Below are 18,722 nucleotides of genomic sequence, written 5' to 3' on the forward strand. Positions count from 1 at the left end.
TCCTAAAATTGTATAAGCTACACCAATACAAACATCATTTTGTAAGGCTTTTTTTGATATTTACATGCACAGCAATAAATACTTTATCACGTTATCTGGCTCTGTTGTGAAAATTTTTATAGTAGGTGTTTTTACTCTTCCTAAAAAAGAGGAATTTGCCCAATCAAAAATTTATATACCGTGTGTCTTAAAGTAAAATTTTGATACGTTTTTACAGACATATCAAGGCCTGTGACATTTTGAATATAATCGATAATGCATATGTAAGGGATTTTGTATATAAAAACATTATAAAAAAGAAATATGTATAATTACATATTTCTCTTACTGATAAAGCGCCTTCATAGGAATCTTAACCAGTATAGCTATTCGTAATACTACATATAATATATTTAATTCTTTTGTTAGCTGGATTATAAATGTATTAGGAATACAAAAAGCGATTCTTTTCACATTAAAAAGAATCGCTTTCCAAGTTCATATTTTCAATTACATTACATAAAGAATTGAGAGATTATCACTTAAAAGTATTAACGACAACTTCAGCCGCCTCTGCAATGAGTTGATTATCATAGGTAGCCTCTATCTCATCTTTACTAGATAAAATTGCGATGATAATTGGTGATCTATTTGGCGGCCAAACGATAGCAATATCATTTCTTGTACCGTAACTGCCAGCACCCGATTTATCTCCAACTATCCAGTCAGTTGGTACGCCCGCACGAATAAGCTTGTCTCCAGTTGCATTCCCTTTCATCCAATCTGTAAGTACTTTACGTTTATCATCTGGAAGCGCATTTCCGACCGTAAAATCTTTAAGATTCGTAGCCATTACTTTCGCTGTACTAGTATCACGAATGTCTCCTGGAATAGCTTCGTTTAATTCTGTTTCAAAGCGATCAGACATAGTAACCCGATCCCCCATCTGTCTAAGCGCTTTTTCATACCCTTTCGGTCCGCCTATTTTATGAAATAAAATGTTTCCTGCAGTATTATCACTATAACCAACTGCAGCCTCTGCAACTTCTCCTAGCGTCATTCCAGTATCTATATGTTTCTCTGTAATAGGTGAATAATCCACTAAGTCTTCTTTCGTAAATTTGATAACTTCATTTAATGTATCAATTGAGTTTTGCTGTAGCAATACTCCTGCCGCTAAAGCCTTGTAAGTTGATGCAAAGGCAAATCTTTCGTTAGGTCGATAAGCAATGGTTTCATTTGTACCAGTATCAATCGCATATACACCTAATTGTGCATCAAATTTCTTCTCAAGTTGAGAGAACTCTTTATGCGTCGCCTGATTTTTATGTTTCACTTTTCCAGTCTTTTCTTTCGCTTCAACTTGCAATGTCTCTCCTTTAAAAACTTCTAAGCTTGTAAGACTTATACCTAATATACCAACGCATATTCCTATTTTTAGCATCCTCTTGTTTTTCAAAATCATCATTCCTTTCAAATTCTTAATACCTCTTTATACGTACACATAATAGACAATCACCGAAACAAATTTGTTCCATAAACTAAAAAATTTATAATTAGTATGAGAGTTATTAACAAAATAAGAAATAGTAGCTATGATCGCCGCTATCTCTTATTTCACATCTCATTTTCCACTTATAAATACCTTTATATAAACAGGGTCTCTTCCCTGAGAAAAGCACTCGAATATTACTAATTTTACTTAGAACTATCTGTACTAGCAGCTTCACCATGTATACGTTTCTGTTTTAAATCAAAGTATGCATCTAAAACTTCCTTTCCAATTATAGAATTAATTCCACTTTTATCATTATGAAGCCACGGAACCACTACTGAGAACGCTACTTCTGGATTATCGTATGGAGCATATCCAACTAACGTTAAGTTGTAGCATTCCATACGTTCTCCTTTTGCATTTCTACCAATTGGATCATCTCCACCATATACAGTTTGAGCTGTTCCTGTCTTTCCTGCTGGTTTATATGGAGCATTTTTGAAATACTTCACGCCAGTTCCATCACCTTCTTGGAATACCCATCTAAAGCCTTCTTTTATCCGATTAATATGTTCTGTCTTCATATCAATTCGATTTAATACGACAGGCTCTATTGAGCGAATAACTTTTCCAACCTCTTCTTTTATTGATTGCTCTCGTATTTCTTGTACAATTTGAGGTTGCATTCTATAACCGCCATTAGCAATTTTTGAAATATATTGTGCTAATTGCAATGGCGTATACGTATCATACTGTCCGATAGAAAAATCTAGTAAAAACCCAGGCTGGCTATCTACTTTTCTAGTTTGTCCAATTATTTCATTCGGTAAATCAATACCCGTAGGAACTCCTAAGCCAAATTGCTTAAAATAATAACGCATCGTATTAAATGCTTCTTGTTTTATATCCAATGAACCATTTGGTACGTAATGAACGCCCGCAATTTTTAAAGCTGTTTGGAACATGTATACATTCGAAGATACTTGTAGAGCTCGTAAATCATTAATATTACCAAATCCGGATACATTCCACGATTTCTTAGCTTGTGTACCTTTAAATTTCATCGGTGCATCATAAAATTGATCTCCTGGTTGTATTGCCCCTGTCTCATATCCAGTTAATAAAGTTGCACCTTTTACAGCTGATCCTAGTTCATACGAAGTTGTCATATTACCTAATGCCAAATCCTCGATTTCCATTTTCCCTTCTTTTTCTACAACCCTTTTGCCTGCCATAGATAAAATCTGTCCGTTATTTGGATTCGTCATAACAACAAAAGCTCGGTCCAATAGTGGCTCTGAACTCTTAAAAGTTCTCAAATTTTTCTCTAAACTTTCTTCCACTTTCTGTTGTAATTCCATATCAATCGTTAATGTTAAACTATTACCACTTTTTCCTTTAGAAATTATTTCTGTGTTTATAATATTTCCTGATTTATCTGTAATATTTTTCACTTCTTCTTTTGTGCCATGTAACACATCTTCATATCGTTGTTCAATGTAACTTTTCCCTACACGATCATTACGGTTATATCCGCGTACTAAATAAGAATCTAAATTTTCTTTTGGCAAACCTTCTTCACTACTCGTAATATTACCTAACACGGAACGAAATAAATCACCATTTACATAATTGCGCTCCCAATCAACCGTTGCATCTACCCCTGGAAAATCCGCAAGATTTTCACTGATTTGCGCATACTCTTGATCTGTTACATCTTTTTTTATAATTTGTGGTGTTAGTTGATAACCTGAACTCATTTTACTTTTAATAGCTAACACCTTTAAATCTTGTGCTGTTAATTCTGCCAATTCACCTTCTGTAACTTGACTTCGTCTTAATTCTTCTATTTTTTTATCTAACTCTTTTCCCTCTATTCCCTTTTCTTTAAACTTTTCTATATCTTTTTTCGTAATCATTGTTTCCGCACGTTTCGTATTCAACTGCATCCAAAAATCTTTTTTATCGATATCAGTTAATTTATTTATATCTTGTTCGGGCATTTCAAGTACTTCCGCCAAGTCTTTTGCTGTTTTTAAAATAGCTTCACTCGTAATCCCCTTTACCCTTGTATACGTAATTGTGCGAAGAGATTTATTATTAACGACTGTTTTCCCTTCCCGATCTAAAATTTGTCCACGTGGAACTGGAATACTCGTTATTGCATTTTGACTACTTTCCACTTGGTTCTTATAAGCCTCTCCCTCAACAATTTGTACTTTCCCTAGCTGCATAATAATAGCTGAGAATAGTAAAAATATACAAAGGAACATGATATTTAATCGAATAGATATATATGTCTTCTTATTTCCTTTTTGCTTTTCCATAAATCCTCCATATATTTGCTTATATATTACGTAACGATGGCCGATTATAAAGTGAAACCTTAATCAATCCTCACCAATCGAGCTTTTACGGACAGTTGATCCCCCATCTAACTTCTTTGCTTCCGCTGAATTTTGAGGTGGGGATCTTACTGCCCGACAAATAGCGGGATAAATATCGTTTCGACTTTTTCACGAAACCATTGTAAGCATCCATTTCTTTTCGTTTTGCTACGTAGTTCAAAACTCTCCTGTCTTGTTTTCTCTCTATTTTTTGTCGTTTGCATTAGAAATGCTACACTGTATAACGACTCATCTTAAAAGTAAAATTTCATACTATTTATTCCTTTCTTCATGCTGTAATACTTAATAGACAATCTAAATAATAAAGTTGTTCCACATTTACAAAAAAAATAATTAACTATAATATGGAATAGGCTAAAAAGGGAGGATTTTATGTTACATACAAAAATAAAAAGATGGAGATTTATAGCGGTTATTTCTATTGTAGGTGTTATTTTAATCATTTTATTAAAAAGCCATTTCGTGTCAATTACTACCGAAACTTCTTCAGCTGAAAGAGGAGAAATACTTGATCAAAATGGTGTAATACTAGCTACAAATAAGAAAGTTAGGTCTTTATATTGCACTTCTAATGAGGACAAGCTATCAAAACAAGATACAGCAAACACATTAGCTTTTTTTAATCAATTTTCAAACGAGTTTCAACATCATATTTCTACAGAGAATATAAAATCTCAATTACAACAATCTTGTAAAAAGCAAACTATGAATGATATACCGTTATACTCTGACATAACTGAGAACGAACTTGCATTCATAAACAAAAACAAACCCAAAAATGTAATAATTAAAGATGAAGTAATACGTTATTATCCTAAACACGAAATTGGTTCACAGGTAATTGGGTATGTAGAACATGACCTTAATTCAAAGTATATGGTTGTTGGAAAAAGCGGGATTGAGTTGCAATATGAAAATGATTTAAAAGGAAAACCAGGTAAAACTCTTATTTTTAAATTGAATAATAAAAAGTTCTTATGGAACATTCAAAAAGTACAAAAAGGAAAAGATGTCCGGCTATCTTTAGACTCTGAGTTGCAGCAAAAAACAGAGGAAGCATTAAGATCTCAAATTAAGAAAACACCTGATGCTAAAGCTGGTTATGCTGTAGTGAGCGATGCAAAAACTGGCGCAATTTTAACTATGGCCAACTCGGCAGTTTTTGATCCAAATATATTACATACACATGTATCAACTAAAATAAATAACATAAAATCACTTTCGCAAAATAAAGCAATTCAAAAATTAAAGTATGGTGAATCTTATGTAAATATGGCTTCTACTATAAAGCCACTTACTATTTTAATTGGATTAAACGAAAAACTTTTTCAACCTGAAGATACTTACTTAGATAAGGGTACTTTTCAGTATGATAATCAAAATAATATTACGAATGCACCTGGAACACCAACAGGTGAGATTACACCGAGGCAGGCTATCATTTATTCATCTAACACATTTATGACAGCAAAAGTAGCTTTGCCCTTATTCAACCAAAATAATGGAAATATAGAAAAAGTGGCACATATATGGACAGATTATTTAATGCAATTCGGCCTACGTTCTAAAACCGGGATTGATTTACCCTTTGAAGAAGACGGACAATATGAATTCCATCCCTCTAATAAGTTTGAAAATGGAATTTCCGCTTTATTAAATGCCTCTTGGGGAGGAAATGAAGTGCATACTCCTCTTCAACTTGCTCAATATGCAGCAACTTTAGCAAGTAAAGGTGATAAATATAAACCACAAATGGCAAGTGCTATTATTGGTCAAAATGGTAAAGAAACAAAAAAGTTTAAACCAATTTTAGAAAGTTCAAATCGTTACCCAATGAACTTTTGGAGTGTCGTACAAGGTGGAATGAGTCAAAATATAGAGGAAATTAAAAAGTTGCCCTTCGACGTCGCTGGTAAAACAGGTATTACAGGTTTTCCGAATGAGCAAGCAAGAATGATCAATCATTCTCTATTCATTGCATATGCTCCTACCGAAGATCCACAAATTGCCGTTTCCGTCGTTATTCCTGGTAGTAATTCAGAAAAAAACATTGCTGCTCTCGTTACATCAGAAATTTTAGAGTCCTGGAATACTCTTCAAAAAGAGAATAAAAACAAAAAGGAAGGTTCACTTTAATGAACCTTCCTTTTTTACCAAATAGAATCTATATTTATTATTTTCCATTCACCTTCATTATTCTTTTCAAACATAAATGAGTATTTAATGTCAGTTAAAACATACTCTTTTTGTACATATCCAGTATTACCGTTAATTGTCGATATTTTTATATATTCATCCTTCTGCGCTTTTTCTGGAATCCAAGCTTTTACCATTTCATTAGATACTTCATATAAAACTTGTGATTCTCGCTTTGGTTCAGCTAAAATTTTCGTTTTATTTCCAGTAACAGTTGCATATATAAAATGAGGTTGCTTTGGTTGGTTACTTTCTGTCAATCCACTTGGTACTTTATATACATGTTTTGTATTATTTGCAAATTCTCCCCCCATTGTAAGTGCGACTTGCAACTCATGAAAAATATCTTCATCAAAATTCAATTCATCCTTCTTATAACTCTTCCCTTTAAATTGAACTTCATCGTTTAACGCTTTATACAATTCATTTTTATTTTTTACATTTGTACTTTGATATAACTCATTCATGAATTGTTTTAATGTTGGATCTTGAGCAGACTCATCTTTTGTTTTAGGCTTAATTTGTGTACTACTTTGTACCGGTGATTTATTATCATCAAGCCAAGGTTGTTGAACAATAAAAAATAAAAATGTACAAGCTAAAACCACAACAATTGGCAATGCTTTTTTACGAAATCGTCTTGTTTGTTTTAGAGAGCCTCCCTCATTACTTTCATATATAGATTGCTTTATTTTATAAATATATTCTTCTTCGTTTTTACGGTGTTCCATTGGGCCTTTTTTTAATTTTCTATACCAGTCAGGATTTTGTTTATTGTTCATCACTACTACCCTCCCCTATTAATTTTGAAACCTTACTTCTTGCTCTACTTAATCTAGATTTTACAGTTCCAATGGATACTCCTAGTGTTTCAGCCATTTCTTCATAAGATAATTCATATTTTGCATCCAATATTATTATTTCACGGTGCTTTTTAGGTAGTTTTAATACAACTTTCCACACATCATTCATTTCTTCTTGCTTAAAAAATTCTTGTTCTGCCGACACAGTTTGCTTATCGTCACTAAAAAAACCTACTAAAGATATTCTTTTAAAATAAGATGATTTCAAATAGTTTATTGCCGTATTTCTTGTGATTTTTAATATCCACGTTTTAATAGATGACTCCTTTCGAAATGAATTCCAATTTTTAAATACCTTTATAAATACATCTTGCGTGATATCATCTGATAAGTGTGGATCTTTCGTAATAATAAATGAATAATTCCATACATCTTGCCAATAGTCTTTTATAACATAGTCCAGCTCATCATGATTACACTTTTCAATAAACGTCTGTTCCATTTCCACACCTCAAACTTATTTGAATAAACATAAAACTGCCCTCACTTTTATTATGGTTTCAATATATAGACAAGATACAAATTTCATTTGTTCCATTGTTTATCTTTTTTTGATAGAAAAATCCTCTTGAGAATGTAAAGGTGTGCAATTACTTTCATAAAATAATCCCCCATACATTCTCTTACATGACAGGCTCCTAAAAAACAAGTAAAGCATACAATGTTAAAAATACACTCATAAAAATCTGATTATTATTTGTGAATTTCATGCAACACTCCACTTATATCACATTTTTTCTTAGAGCATGCTTATTTGTGTGCTCTATTTATGTTTTACTAAATAACTGTTTTGTTTAATTTTAAAACTTGTCCATTTCATTTTGTTTTACTCTTCTATTTACTATTTACAATGTCAACCTTTCAAAAATGAAGATGAGTTATCAACTTTCTGTAGCCACAGTAAAAAAGCATTCTCGACTAGCAAGAATGCTTTTTCAAAATATATTTGTTCTATATTTCACGCAATTTATACCTTTGAGTTAAGCAAACATATAGTGAATTTACTAGAAGATTTCACCTTATGATAAGCTATTATTTCTGAAAAACATGTTTTACTTTTTCGCCTGGAACATTGCTCCCTCCTCTTCCTTTTACATCTTCAATCATCATGGTTACAATCATGTCTGGCTTATTTGCATCAAAAGCTGCAAACCATCCGAGTTCTTTTCCGTCTGCCTCTTTCGATTCTTTCAATTCTGCTGTACCTGTTTTACCAGCAAGAGTTACACCATCAATCTTAGCAATTCTCCCCGCACCATCAGGGTCATTAATGACTTTGATTAATGCACTCTTTAATATATCTTGATTCTTTTTAGAAATCACATTTTCTTTCCAATTCCCCGTAACTTTTGCTTCTTTTAAAAGATGAGGCGACGGAATATTCCCTTCATTCACAATCGGTGCATATGTTAATGCTAAATGAAGTGGTGTCATTAATACTTGTCCTTGTCCGTATCCCGTGTCTGCTAGTTGAATATCATTTTTTATCCCATCTCTTGCAATGATTGAAATAGGAAATTCGTATTCAATTGGTAATTTTTCATGAAATCCGTATTTCTTAAATTCATTTACATACTGATCTTTTCCCATTTTCAAAGCTTGTTGAGCAAAATAAATATTATCAGAATACTTCATTGCCTTGTCAAAATCAATTGGACTTGCATCCTTCACACGTGTTACATAATAATTTCCCCAAGAGGAATCTTTTGTCCACTTTAATCCTTGAATATTAAATTCTTCCTTAGGTTTTATTGTGTTTGTTTCCAAACCAATTGCACCTGTAATCGTTTTAAATACGGAACCTGGTACAAATGCTTGTGTGAAGCGATTCATCATTGGTAGTTTCGAGTCGTTATTCCATGCTTCTCGTTGGGCCTTTGATGCTCCTCTAACTATTGTATTTGGATTATACGCAGGGCTACTTACAAGCGCGATTGTTTCACCTGTTTTAGGATTGATCGCTGCACTAGAGCCGGCTTCATTTTTCATCTCATTATAGATTTTTTCTTGCATTGCAGCATCAATTGTTAACGTAACATTTTCCCCTGCTTTTGCTTCTTTTTTGGCTACGTTTTTAATTTCTTTCCCGTTTTCATCTTCTATAAATACGCGTCCACCCTTTTCACCACGCAATTTATTCTCCAGTACTTTCTCTAAACCTGTCTTACCTATTAAATCATCAGCTTGATAACCTCTTTTTTGAAGCGATTTTAATTCCTCTGCATTCACCTTTCCTATATATCCAGTTAAATGTGCAGCTGCTTCACCTAATAGATACGTACGAATATTGACTGGACGAGATGATACTCCTTCTAATTCAATATAATCATTCTGTCTAGTTCCCTCTTTTAAAATACCAATTGGTACGAAGGAATCCGGTTTTATCCATTTCGCTGTAAGCTTCTGATCGACCTCTTCTATAGACATATCCAGTAACTGTGCTACTATTTCTTTTGTTTGCGCCGCCGTTTCGCCGAGTTTCTCTGGAATAATTCCAACTTCAGTCGCTTTACCATTCGTTGCTAGACCTTTCCCATTTCGATCGTATATTTCCCCACGTTTTCCTTGTTCTATTTGCATACGTACTTTGTAATCTTTTTTCATACCTGGAAAAATAAAATCTGGTGTCCAATCTATTTTCCAAGATTCTTTCTCTTTCACAAGTTTTGCCTCATGGATAAATGAAGCTGTTCCTCCACCCGTATCCATCTTAACTTCAAAAAGTAAAAGTTCTTTATCTTTTGCATTCTCTCCTTTCGTTTTAACTTTTAAATTCTTAACGCCAATACCTTCATAAATTTTTTGATATTTCTCTGTGAATTCTTTTTTAGAAATCGTTTTTTGGGCATGTTCTGATAAATGATCATACATATTTGCAAATTTTTTATCATTCCATAAATTTATATATTCTTCAAATGCTTGTTTTGGCGATTCGTTTTTATTACATCCTACCAACATAACTGCGACACAAAAGAAAAGCAGTATCCATAATTTTTTCAATTCAATCTTCTCCCTTATATAAAAATGTTTTTTCCTTTCTTGATATATTAAATAAAAACGCGTAACGATTAATAGACAGCGTAAGTATTGAAATTGTTCCACATTTACAATAAAAATTTAATTTATGGTTAAGCCGGATTAGAAGAGAGAAGTCTTTAAGCTCATACAAAAAGAAGAAGCCGATATAATTAATGAACTTTATTATTAGTATTGTTTTAACAATTTCATTTAAAATATCTCTTAGTTCCTGTTCTCCAATTCTATCTTTTTTGTATCAAATATCTACAAAAAAGAACCCTTATACAAAGAGTTCTGCAACAGAAAATATCAAAAATAAAAAGTTACTTAAACTATAATTTATAGCCCTTTATCCTTCTTTTTCGTATTAAAAACCCCTGTGCGATATGTCCGACAGGAGTTCTGGTCATTCTACAGCTTATTTAGAAGAGTCATGCACAGGTAAACTACTATGAATTAATTCAGCAACTTTTACATATCCTTTTGAGTTTGGATGAATGAAATCCTTAGACCAAAGCGTATTGTCATTAACTAACTGATGATTCCAAAAGTCAACATAATGAAGCTTATATTCTCTACTTAGTGAACGTATAACTTCGTTTATCTCTAATAATTGTTCTTTTAATGCTTGTTTTTTTTCAGAAGCAAGAGGAAGCCTTACTGTAAAATCTGGAAGATTTGCTATCATAATATCAGCATCTGTTTTACTTAATGTATCTATCATAAATTCCATATCGTTCTTATATGCTTGATGATTCCAACGTCCTTTTAATACATCGTTTGCACCCGCAATTAGACTAACCAAATCTGGTTTAAAAGTTAATGCTTTTTCCAATTGCTGCGAGCGAATTTCTTTCGTTACTAAACCACGCTTTGCAAAATTGGCATATTCTATATCGTGTACACACAGTTGAACAAAGTGATCTACCCAGCTTTTTAATACAATTCCCTCAACTTCATCCCCTATCCCCTCTGTAAAACTATCACCAATCGCTACAAATCGCTTCCACATATGTATTCCCCCTTTAGTATTAACCATATCTATACTATACAATAGCTCACAACGTAATTGTTATTTCTAAATGGTTTTCGATTTCATTTATATTCCACTTTACTATATTTACATTTATAATCCTAAATTGACCGATTCCTAAAAATGCTTAGGAATCGGTCATATTCGTATATTTACTAAAGAAATAAAATTTCTCTAGGCATTATACTTTTTTCAATAAATTTGTGGTTCTTTGTTTTGCCCAATTAATACATTTCTTTTCGATTAAATGATACGAAACTATAGAAAAAAGTAGTGTCATTGTAATGCACAAAATAAGAAGGAAAAAGATAGGTATCTTTGTATACAAAAGTTTAAATAGTACCATCATGATTGGAAAGTGGCACAAATAGATACTGTATGAAATTTCCCCTAAATATACAAACACACTCTTATTTAAAAATGCTTTTACTTTTAGGTTACTCATGGCCATTATAATACATATACTAACACCCATTACGACACCCCAATCTTTTAATAAGAAAGTAGTATCATTACGGGAAATACCATAAATTAAAATGGAATATAAATATAAAATAATCCCTAGTGCAATAAGAAATCCTTTATTAAATTTTTTCATATTCCTATATGAGTAGATAAGTTTTTCCTGATGTTTAAAAAGTAACATTCCAACCATAAACATAGATGTAAAATGTAGCGTATCAGCATAACCATTATAAAACCCCTCAGCTTTACCAATATGCAACATATTAAGAAAAACACTAATTAAAGAAAAGCTCAAAGCAAATAGCATCGTTTTCTTCCAATTCAGTTTATAAAAGAGAAGAAATAACAAAGGAAACACAATAGATATACGCATTTCTTGAGCCAATGACCAAATAACTGGATTATAATTTTCCGTAAAAAAGTTATTAAGAAGCACAAAGTGGTTTATAATATCTAATTTTGTTATAGACCCTTGCCATCTATCATAGAACCAATCACGTAGTCCTACCACTTCATACGGCGAAAATAAAATAAATAAAGCAAAGGTAACGATTATCCAAAAATAATAAGGAATATAGATTCTTACAAATCTCTTAATTAAATATCCCCAATAATTTGTTTTTGAATGATAAAGTGCCATAGACAACACGAAACCACTTAGTACATAAAAAACGATAACAGCTTCCCCACCCGCCCATAAAAACCTAAGTGGGGAAAATTTAATAGCATTAGGCAACGATGGTAGCATTAAACAAAAATGTCCAAATACCACAGTAAGTGCCGCTAACCCTCGTATAGAATCTAATTCTTTTATTCTCTTACTCATAAAATGTTCTCCTTGTAAATTGTAGATTTTGCTATTCATAAAGGCCACTATACTAGTGTAGCGGGAGAATTGTTAGATCCCTGATATAAGCACTTCAAAGTCAATCTATACATCTGTTTTTTGGTCTCCATTTCCTTATATAAATAATTTAAAACAAAGTATTTAATACAAAGAAAAGATTTTATTAAGTTTTTATAAAATCTAATTACAGAAATAAGTACCGGATATTATTTTTTTATTGTCACTTGATGAAATAATGGATGGTTTTTCTTTATATAACTTTATTAAACTAACCTTGTAATAGAATGCTTTGAATTAAAAAATTCATAATAAACGCCATCCTTTCTGTATATTTCCACAAAAAGAATATTGTTTTTTGATTTTATAGATACAAATTTCTGTTAGCTTGATTACAATAACAAAAGTTTCGAAGTATCCAATTTGAAAATTAATACCATCTTCCATTTCGAGCTATCTACATAAGAATCTATAAAGCTTCGAAACTCTTTTTTTAGATTAATATTTAGTTTTCACCCTATAAACTTAGCTTTTTACTATATCAACCGCACTATTCCACATACCATTAAAGAAAGATCCGATTTTACGCATAAAACGTGTAAACCAATTTGCTTGTTCTACATCAGATTTTGTTACAAGGTCTATTTGTAATGATTTACCTGATAAAAATCCAGGATCCGTATTATCTTTAGGCGAGATAACCATTTTACTTATTGTTACACCTTTTTTAATGGGCGCTTCTTGTTCTTCATTCGATACTTTAAATTCTTTTTTATAAACGTCTTTGTTGCCCTTCGGCATTGGAAGTGAAATAGCTTGTTTTGTTTGAACTATTACATCTTTGTCTTTTGCATTTGCAACTCGCACTGTTTCATGCCCTTTTACTACTGAACCTTTTCCGTAGATATTCTTCACTTCAAAATTCGCAAATCCATAATCATATAATTTCTTCGTTTCATCAAAACGTGCTGTATGAGAGTTTGCTTTTATTACTACAGAGATTAGACGCATACCGTTTCTTTCTACTGTACCAGTGAAGCAATCACCAGCTTCTGGAGTTGTTCCTGTTTTCAAACCATCTACACCTTCGTATTGCTTAATTAAACCTTTTAACATCATGTTAAAATTCACCATATCAATTGGATACTTGCCACCCTTTTGGAATGTTTTTTTGGGGATTTTTGCTGTATCTAACATTTTGGGGAAATCTTGAACGAGACGTTGTGCTAAAATCGCACAATCTCTTGCGGACATTTTATTTTTCTCGTCTGAAGTAGTCCCTTCTGGATGATGTCCCTTTAAATCATAGTTTGTTAAGCCTGTAGAGTTTACAAATTTGTAATTTTTCATTCCAAACTCTTTTGACTTATCATTCATCATTTTCACGAAATCGGCTTCTTTTCCAGCAATTTCTTCAACTAAAGCAATTGTTGCACCGTTTGCAGAGTAAATTGCCATTGCCTCATATAACTCTTTGACCGTATAAGAGCCACTATTTTCTAATGGAACGTTTGATAATGAACGATCTTGCGAAATCGTATATGCATACTCAGAAATTTTAACTTTTTGATCCCATTTAAGTTTTCCTTTCTCCACCGCTTCATGAACTAAATATTCACTCATCATTTTTGTCATACTAGCAATTGCTAGTGATTCATCAGCATTTTTCTCATATAAAATTTTTCCGGAATTTGCTTCTACTAAAATTGCTGATCCTGCTTCTACGTCTAAAACAGGGACTGTTTCCGCTGATGCGCTCCCAGATGTAACAACTATGCTACAAAATAGTGTCAGCACTGTTACTATTACAATGAATTTTTTGTAAAACATACCTTTCAATTCTCTTACCTCCAATATCTTTTCTAGCATAATCACTATAAAAATAGACAATCTTATCAAATTCTATATACATATAAGACGTTAGGATCGCTTCCATATAAACCATTCCATCCTTTTAGGCGCACTGATACAGTCAGTATTCCCCACACAGCCTTATTTTTAATACCCTTGTATTATTAAAAATGATCCGTAATTTCATATTTTTTAGGATTACAATGAATAGACAATCTAAATAATACATTTGTTCCACATTTACAAAAAATAAAACCAGTGTGTCCGATTAAATATCGAGACACACTGGTTTTATTAACTATAAAGGATTTTAATTATTCAATTCAGTTATTTGCTAGACTCATACCAGAGATAAATTCTCCTTAGTCTAGACTATTAATCTCTTATAATAAAAAACTACATCCTATATAGAATGTAGTTTTTTCACAGACTTATCTATTTTTTACTTCCTTTTTATAAAAATCATATAATAGATTGATAGATGAGCTAGATAATATAGGCATTGCCTTCTCAACTAATTCTCTATCCCAATCAAACCAACGCATTTCCATCAGCAAATTTATTTCTGTATCAGTGAATCGTTTCTTTATTTCTTTAGCTGGAGTTCCCCCCCACTATTGTATACGGCGGAACATCTTTACTTACGACAGATCCTGCTGCAATGATTGCGCCTTCACCGATTGTAACGCCAGGCATTATAATTGATATGACTGTTCAATTTGCTCAGCGAATGGATATACTGTAATCCATTCTGAGTGATGATTATGATTACCACCCATTAAAATGACTACTCCACTGGCAATACAAACATAATTCCCAATAATGAGTTTATCAAGATGCCATCCCATCTGTTCAATTGGATTGAAAAGTGCTCGGGACTTAGCATCCCCCACAAATACCTTACACAGCCATCTTCAAAATTTTGATGACCATAATACCCTGAATAATAGGAGTACTCTCCTACTTCAATGAGTGGATTTGTTACTATATCTTTTATATACTTTGTTTCCGGCCAATGATTACATAATGGATGCTTCATAACTTTATTCCTCGCTTCTAAGTAGTGTAGGTTTTTACAATTTACTTAGAAGCTTACTATGACTGCTACATTTTTTAGCTTTCTCAAACGACGAATCATTGTCTTCAAGCCTTTCTTTTATTACAAAGGAATCTCTAATAAAACTCTATACAAAAAAATAGCCTATAAATTTTTATAGGCTACTTTTCATTTCATCATTATTACTTAGCTAATTCTTTCGTACCCTTCATTACATCAACAAAGAATCCCCAGTTATTCACAACAGAAGAAATACTAATATGTTCATCTGGAGTGTGAACATTAAATATATCTGGACCGAATGAAATTGCATCTAATTCAGGCATCTTTTGAACGAATACACTACATTCGATTCCTGCATGTACAGCAAAGATTTCAACATCTTTATTGTATTTTTCTTGATGCACTTTTTCAAACAAATTACGAATTTGTGAATTCGGATTGTATGGCCATTCTGGATACTCTGACTCGATTTCAAATGTTGCACCAACTAAATCGGCGATACATTTAATCTCATCTGCAACATGTTGTTTTAAACTACTTACAGAACTTCTCACTTCGTTACGTAATTTAATTTCATCTTGCAACGTTTCAATAACACCTAAATTTGTTGAACTTTCTACAAGACCTTTAATATCCATGCTCATACTTTGAATGCCGTTTGGGATTAAGAATAATGATGAAATAAGTTGTTTTTGCGTCTCTTTAGCAAATACTTTTTCTACTTTCTCATCCAATTTTGTAAGTGTAACATGAACATCTGGATCAACAGCACGCATTTCTTCTTGTAATACTCGTGTCCATGACTCTAGCTTTTCTTCTACCTTCTCTACATCTTCTTGACGTAATAAAATTGTAGCTACACTTTCACGCGGAATTGCATTTGTTTTTAACCCGCCGTGAACTTCACTTATATCAAATTGAATATTTGCTGATAAATCGCGTAATACTCGTCCTAATACTTTGTTTGCATTACCACGTTGTTTATCAATTTCCATACCAGAGTGTCCGCCTTTTAAACCACCAACATATAGACGATATGCATCCGTATTCGCTGACGCTTCATCCCAAATTACTGGAATTGTTTCAACAGCTTTCGCACCACCTGCGCTACTTACAAGTAATTTATGATCTTCTTCAGAATCAATATTTATAAAAATCTTTCCTTCAAAATGATTTGAATCAACAGCAAAAGCACCGCCCATTGTTGTTTCTTCTTCAGTAGTAATAACTACTTCAAGTGCTGGATGCGGAATGTCTTTCGAATCTAATAAAGCCATCGCATACGCCACTGCAATACCATTATCAGCGCCTAAAGTTGTTTGATTTGCATATAACATGTCCCCAATGATTCGCAATTCAATTGGATCTTTTTCAAAATCATGTACGGTTGCTTGATTTTTTTCACATACCATATCCATATGACCTTGAATGATAATAGCTGGTACATTTTCATAGCCAGCAGTTGCTTCTTTTTTAATAATGACATTCATTGCTTCATCTTGAATTACTTCTAAATTACGCTCTTTTGCAAAACCAACTAAATAATCACTAATTTCCTTTTCATTACCCGATCCTCTAGGAATCTTTGAAATTTCTGCAAAATGATAAAATACAGGGTGCTTTGTTAATTGTTCTAAAGTAGAATACATTTTTAAGCTCCTCTCAAAATGACAAAATAATATGTAAGTCTTTTATCATTATACCATGATTCGTTATTTTACTTTTCTTTTAACTTTTTAATATATTATTCATTTTATGTACAACACTCTTACAACATTGTAAGGATGTTGTAATCTATATCGATTTTTCTCACTTCATAATAGCCGTATACTGTGTAAAGAAAGAAATTGAAGGAGATAAAGAAAATGAAAAAGTTTTTAACAATTATTACACTATGTTTATTATTTTCTAGTTTTACTATTGGCTGTGAGAGAGCATCGCTCAATCGAATTGGTAAAGATGTATATTACGTGCAGATAAAAGGCGAAGGAACTATCGAAAAAGTAGAAGGTAGAAACTTACGTAACTACACACTCCCTGCTTATGATGAAAACGGAGTAAAAAAACAAATTACATTTAGAAGTACAAAAAAAGAAAACGACCATAAATTAAATGAAGACGCACTTTTACGCCTATTTGTAAATCAAGATGATAATAACAAAAATGAAATATCATCAATTGAAGTAAAATCCTATGAAGAGATTCAGAAAGCAGATTTACCTGAAAAAATAAAAGAAAAGTTTAATATTAAATAAAAAACAAAAGAAAATGCACTATGCATTTTCTTTTGTTTTTTTCACTCGTATATATTTTGAACTGCTATTATTCATCAGTTTCTCTAAGCGATTTATATTTTCCGTTAACGCACCTTTCACAAGAGAGAAATCTGTATTTGGTTCTTCTTTTTTTTCTTTAAAAAATGAAGACTTTTGTATATTTACTTCAGCCATCTCTTCTCCCCCTCTTCAAAAAGATACAATCTTCTATTTATATTATATAGCAAATGCAGAAAGAGTGTACACTTATGATTTTCTTTTTAATTCTTCTTCTAGCTCTTCTACTTGCTGTAATGTATCTCCTTTTATTAACGAGAAATCTGTTGTATCTTCATTATCTTTTTTAAAAAAATCATTGTCATAATCTTTTATCACTACAATCACCTCTACGTGCTAGTGTAGGGATGATTGTCCGATTTTATTCAACTTTTTCCGATTTATTCCGAATTTATGTATAAAAGAGTAGGACAGAAAGTTCTGTCCTACTTACTAAAATAACTATGATGTATTGTTAAATTATATACATTTTCAAAATCTCGATCTTGCAGGTTATTTTTCTTACCATCAATAACAATGAAAACATCACTCACTATTTTTGCTGGTATAATTCCGACATTTTCTACTTGCACCGCTTTCTGCTCATTCAATTGCTCAATATGTTCAAACGGAACGATGATACTAAATTGAGAACGGATACCGCGAAAGTTTGTATTTAATTCCTTTGCCGCTTCAAATACAACAATTTTTGCCCCAATCTTTTCACCATACGAATCTAAAAATACGTTTAAGCTTTTTGTATATTCTTCTTCCGTATGCCATTCCATCGTACCGAATACTGCCGGATTGACATTTTGAATAATTGTTGTGTATATTTCTCCTCTTGCTTTAGAAGCAATTAATGACCGTTTTATCGATTGAACAGTCTTGCCGATATCGCTAAATTTTGCTCCCCATATTTCTGAAATATTAGGTGTTAAAATAAATGCAATATCAACGAAAATAACCATTGCAGTGAACATTAAAAGATTTTTCCAGAGGGTTAAATCAATTCCTTTTACCATGAAATACACGGTGACTGATATTATAAACAACCCATACCAAGTCTTTCTAATTCGTTGCTTCTTCTCCTCGTACAACTCTTCGTTTTTCCAATAAAAGAAAACAAGTACTAGAAAAACGATTGCTAAAATAAATAAGCCGATTCGAATGTTAGAGATCACCAATGACATCACCC

The 18,722-nt window shown here is 32.2% G+C and carries 15 protein-coding genes and 2 pseudogenes; 3 read left to right on the forward strand and 14 right to left on the reverse strand.

From position 1 onward, the window contains the following. Nucleotides 1-343: 343 nt before the first annotated feature. A pseudogene (locus MR083_RS02220) lies at nt 344-510 on the forward strand (undecaprenyl-diphosphatase); the annotation flags it as partial. A 7-nt stretch (nt 511-517) separates the two neighbouring features. Here the strand turns inward: MR083_RS02220 and bla are convergent. The 3 genes from bla to MR083_RS02235 form a co-directional block, all read right to left on the reverse strand. Then, nucleotides 518-1,465 carry a class A beta-lactamase Bla1 gene (gene bla, locus MR083_RS02225; protein WP_396022291.1) on the reverse strand — a complete coding sequence of 316 codons (948 nt, stop codon included), beginning with the start codon at nt 1,463-1,465 and terminating at the stop codon, nt 518-520. A 212-nt stretch (nt 1,466-1,677) separates the two neighbouring features. After that, nucleotides 1,678-3,801, reverse strand: coding sequence for a peptidoglycan D,D-transpeptidase FtsI family protein (locus MR083_RS02230; protein WP_242268408.1), 2,124 nt, complete (start codon nt 3,799-3,801; stop codon nt 1,678-1,680). A gap of 146 nt (nt 3,802-3,947) precedes the next feature. Then, nucleotides 3,948-4,085, reverse strand: a complete 138-nt coding sequence (locus MR083_RS02235; protein WP_011040347.1) for a hypothetical protein — start codon at nt 4,083-4,085, stop codon at nt 3,948-3,950. Nucleotides 4,086-4,254: 169 nt separating this feature from the next. On the opposite strand from MR083_RS02235, the gene MR083_RS02240 reads away from it, so the two are divergent. Beyond that, nucleotides 4,255-6,018, forward strand: a complete 1,764-nt coding sequence (locus tag MR083_RS02240; protein ID WP_242268409.1) for a peptidoglycan D,D-transpeptidase FtsI family protein — start codon at nt 4,255-4,257, stop codon at nt 6,016-6,018. A gap of 14 nt (nt 6,019-6,032) precedes the next feature. Here MR083_RS02240 and MR083_RS02245 read toward each other — a convergent pair whose 3' ends face one another. The 8 genes and pseudogenes from MR083_RS02245 to pepD form a co-directional block, all read right to left on the reverse strand. Continuing rightward, entirely contained in the window at nt 6,033-6,860 is an 828-nt protein-coding gene (locus MR083_RS02245; RefSeq protein WP_242268410.1) for an SH3 domain-containing protein, read from the reverse strand. Then, complete coding sequence (locus MR083_RS02250; RefSeq protein ID WP_000438333.1) at nt 6,850-7,383, reverse strand: RNA polymerase sigma factor; 534 nt, start codon at nt 7,381-7,383, stop codon at nt 6,850-6,852. The genes MR083_RS02245 and MR083_RS02250 overlap by 11 nt, the downstream gene beginning before the upstream one ends. A gap of 590 nt (nt 7,384-7,973) precedes the next feature. Beyond that, the gene (locus MR083_RS02255; RefSeq protein ID WP_242268411.1) at nt 7,974-9,941 is read right to left on the reverse strand and encodes a penicillin-binding transpeptidase domain-containing protein; all 1,968 of its coding nucleotides are present in this window, start codon (nt 9,939-9,941) and stop codon (nt 7,974-7,976) included. 436 nt (nt 9,942-10,377) lie between these two features. Beyond that, nucleotides 10,378-10,998, reverse strand: a complete 621-nt coding sequence (locus tag MR083_RS02260) for an SGNH/GDSL hydrolase family protein (RefSeq protein ID WP_242268412.1) — start codon at nt 10,996-10,998, stop codon at nt 10,378-10,380. Between the two features lie 175 nt (nt 10,999-11,173). Continuing rightward, nucleotides 11,174-12,322 carry an acyltransferase family protein gene (locus tag MR083_RS02265; RefSeq protein WP_041184666.1) on the reverse strand — a complete coding sequence of 383 codons (1,149 nt, stop codon included), beginning with the start codon at nt 12,320-12,322 and terminating at the stop codon, nt 11,174-11,176. Between the two features lie 504 nt (nt 12,323-12,826). Next, on the reverse strand, nt 12,827-14,140 hold the full coding sequence (locus tag MR083_RS02270; RefSeq protein WP_277931416.1) for a D-alanyl-D-alanine carboxypeptidase family protein: 1,314 nt from the start codon (nt 14,138-14,140) through the stop codon (nt 12,827-12,829). 443 nt (nt 14,141-14,583) lie between these two features. After that, nucleotides 14,584-15,191 (reverse strand): annotated as a pseudogene (locus tag MR083_RS02275) (CatB-related O-acetyltransferase). A gap of 200 nt (nt 15,192-15,391) precedes the next feature. Next, entirely contained in the window at nt 15,392-16,861 is a 1,470-nt protein-coding gene (gene pepD / locus MR083_RS02280) for a beta-Ala-His dipeptidase (RefSeq protein ID WP_000287562.1), read from the reverse strand. Nucleotides 16,862-17,077: 216 nt separating this feature from the next. On the opposite strand from pepD, the gene MR083_RS02285 reads away from it, so the two are divergent. Beyond that, nucleotides 17,078-17,467, forward strand: coding sequence for a YxeA family protein (locus tag MR083_RS02285; RefSeq protein ID WP_016717519.1), 390 nt, complete (start codon nt 17,078-17,080; stop codon nt 17,465-17,467). An 18-nt stretch (nt 17,468-17,485) separates the two neighbouring features. Here MR083_RS02285 and spoIISB read toward each other — a convergent pair whose 3' ends face one another. The 3 genes from spoIISB to MR083_RS02300 all read right to left on the reverse strand — a co-directional run bounded on the left by spoIISB (nt 17,486) and on the right by MR083_RS02300 (nt 18,708). After that, nucleotides 17,486-17,662: a stage II sporulation protein SB gene (gene spoIISB, locus MR083_RS02290; protein ID WP_000852590.1), complete on the reverse strand. Its 177-nt coding sequence runs from the start codon at nt 17,660-17,662 to the stop codon at nt 17,486-17,488. A gap of 72 nt (nt 17,663-17,734) precedes the next feature. Continuing rightward, complete coding sequence (locus MR083_RS02295; protein WP_000588714.1) at nt 17,735-17,863, reverse strand: hypothetical protein; 129 nt, start codon at nt 17,861-17,863, stop codon at nt 17,735-17,737. Nucleotides 17,864-17,970: 107 nt separating this feature from the next. Further along, nucleotides 17,971-18,708 carry a type II toxin-antitoxin system SpoIISA family toxin gene (locus MR083_RS02300; RefSeq protein ID WP_014893739.1) on the reverse strand — a complete coding sequence of 246 codons (738 nt, stop codon included), beginning with the start codon at nt 18,706-18,708 and terminating at the stop codon, nt 17,971-17,973. Nucleotides 18,709-18,722 lie beyond the last annotated feature (14 nt).

The sequence above is a fragment of the Bacillus cereus group sp. BfR-BA-01408 genome, assembly GCF_022663305.1.
Classification (GTDB): Bacteria; Bacillota; Bacilli; order Bacillales; family Bacillaceae_G; genus Bacillus_A; species Bacillus_A pacificus.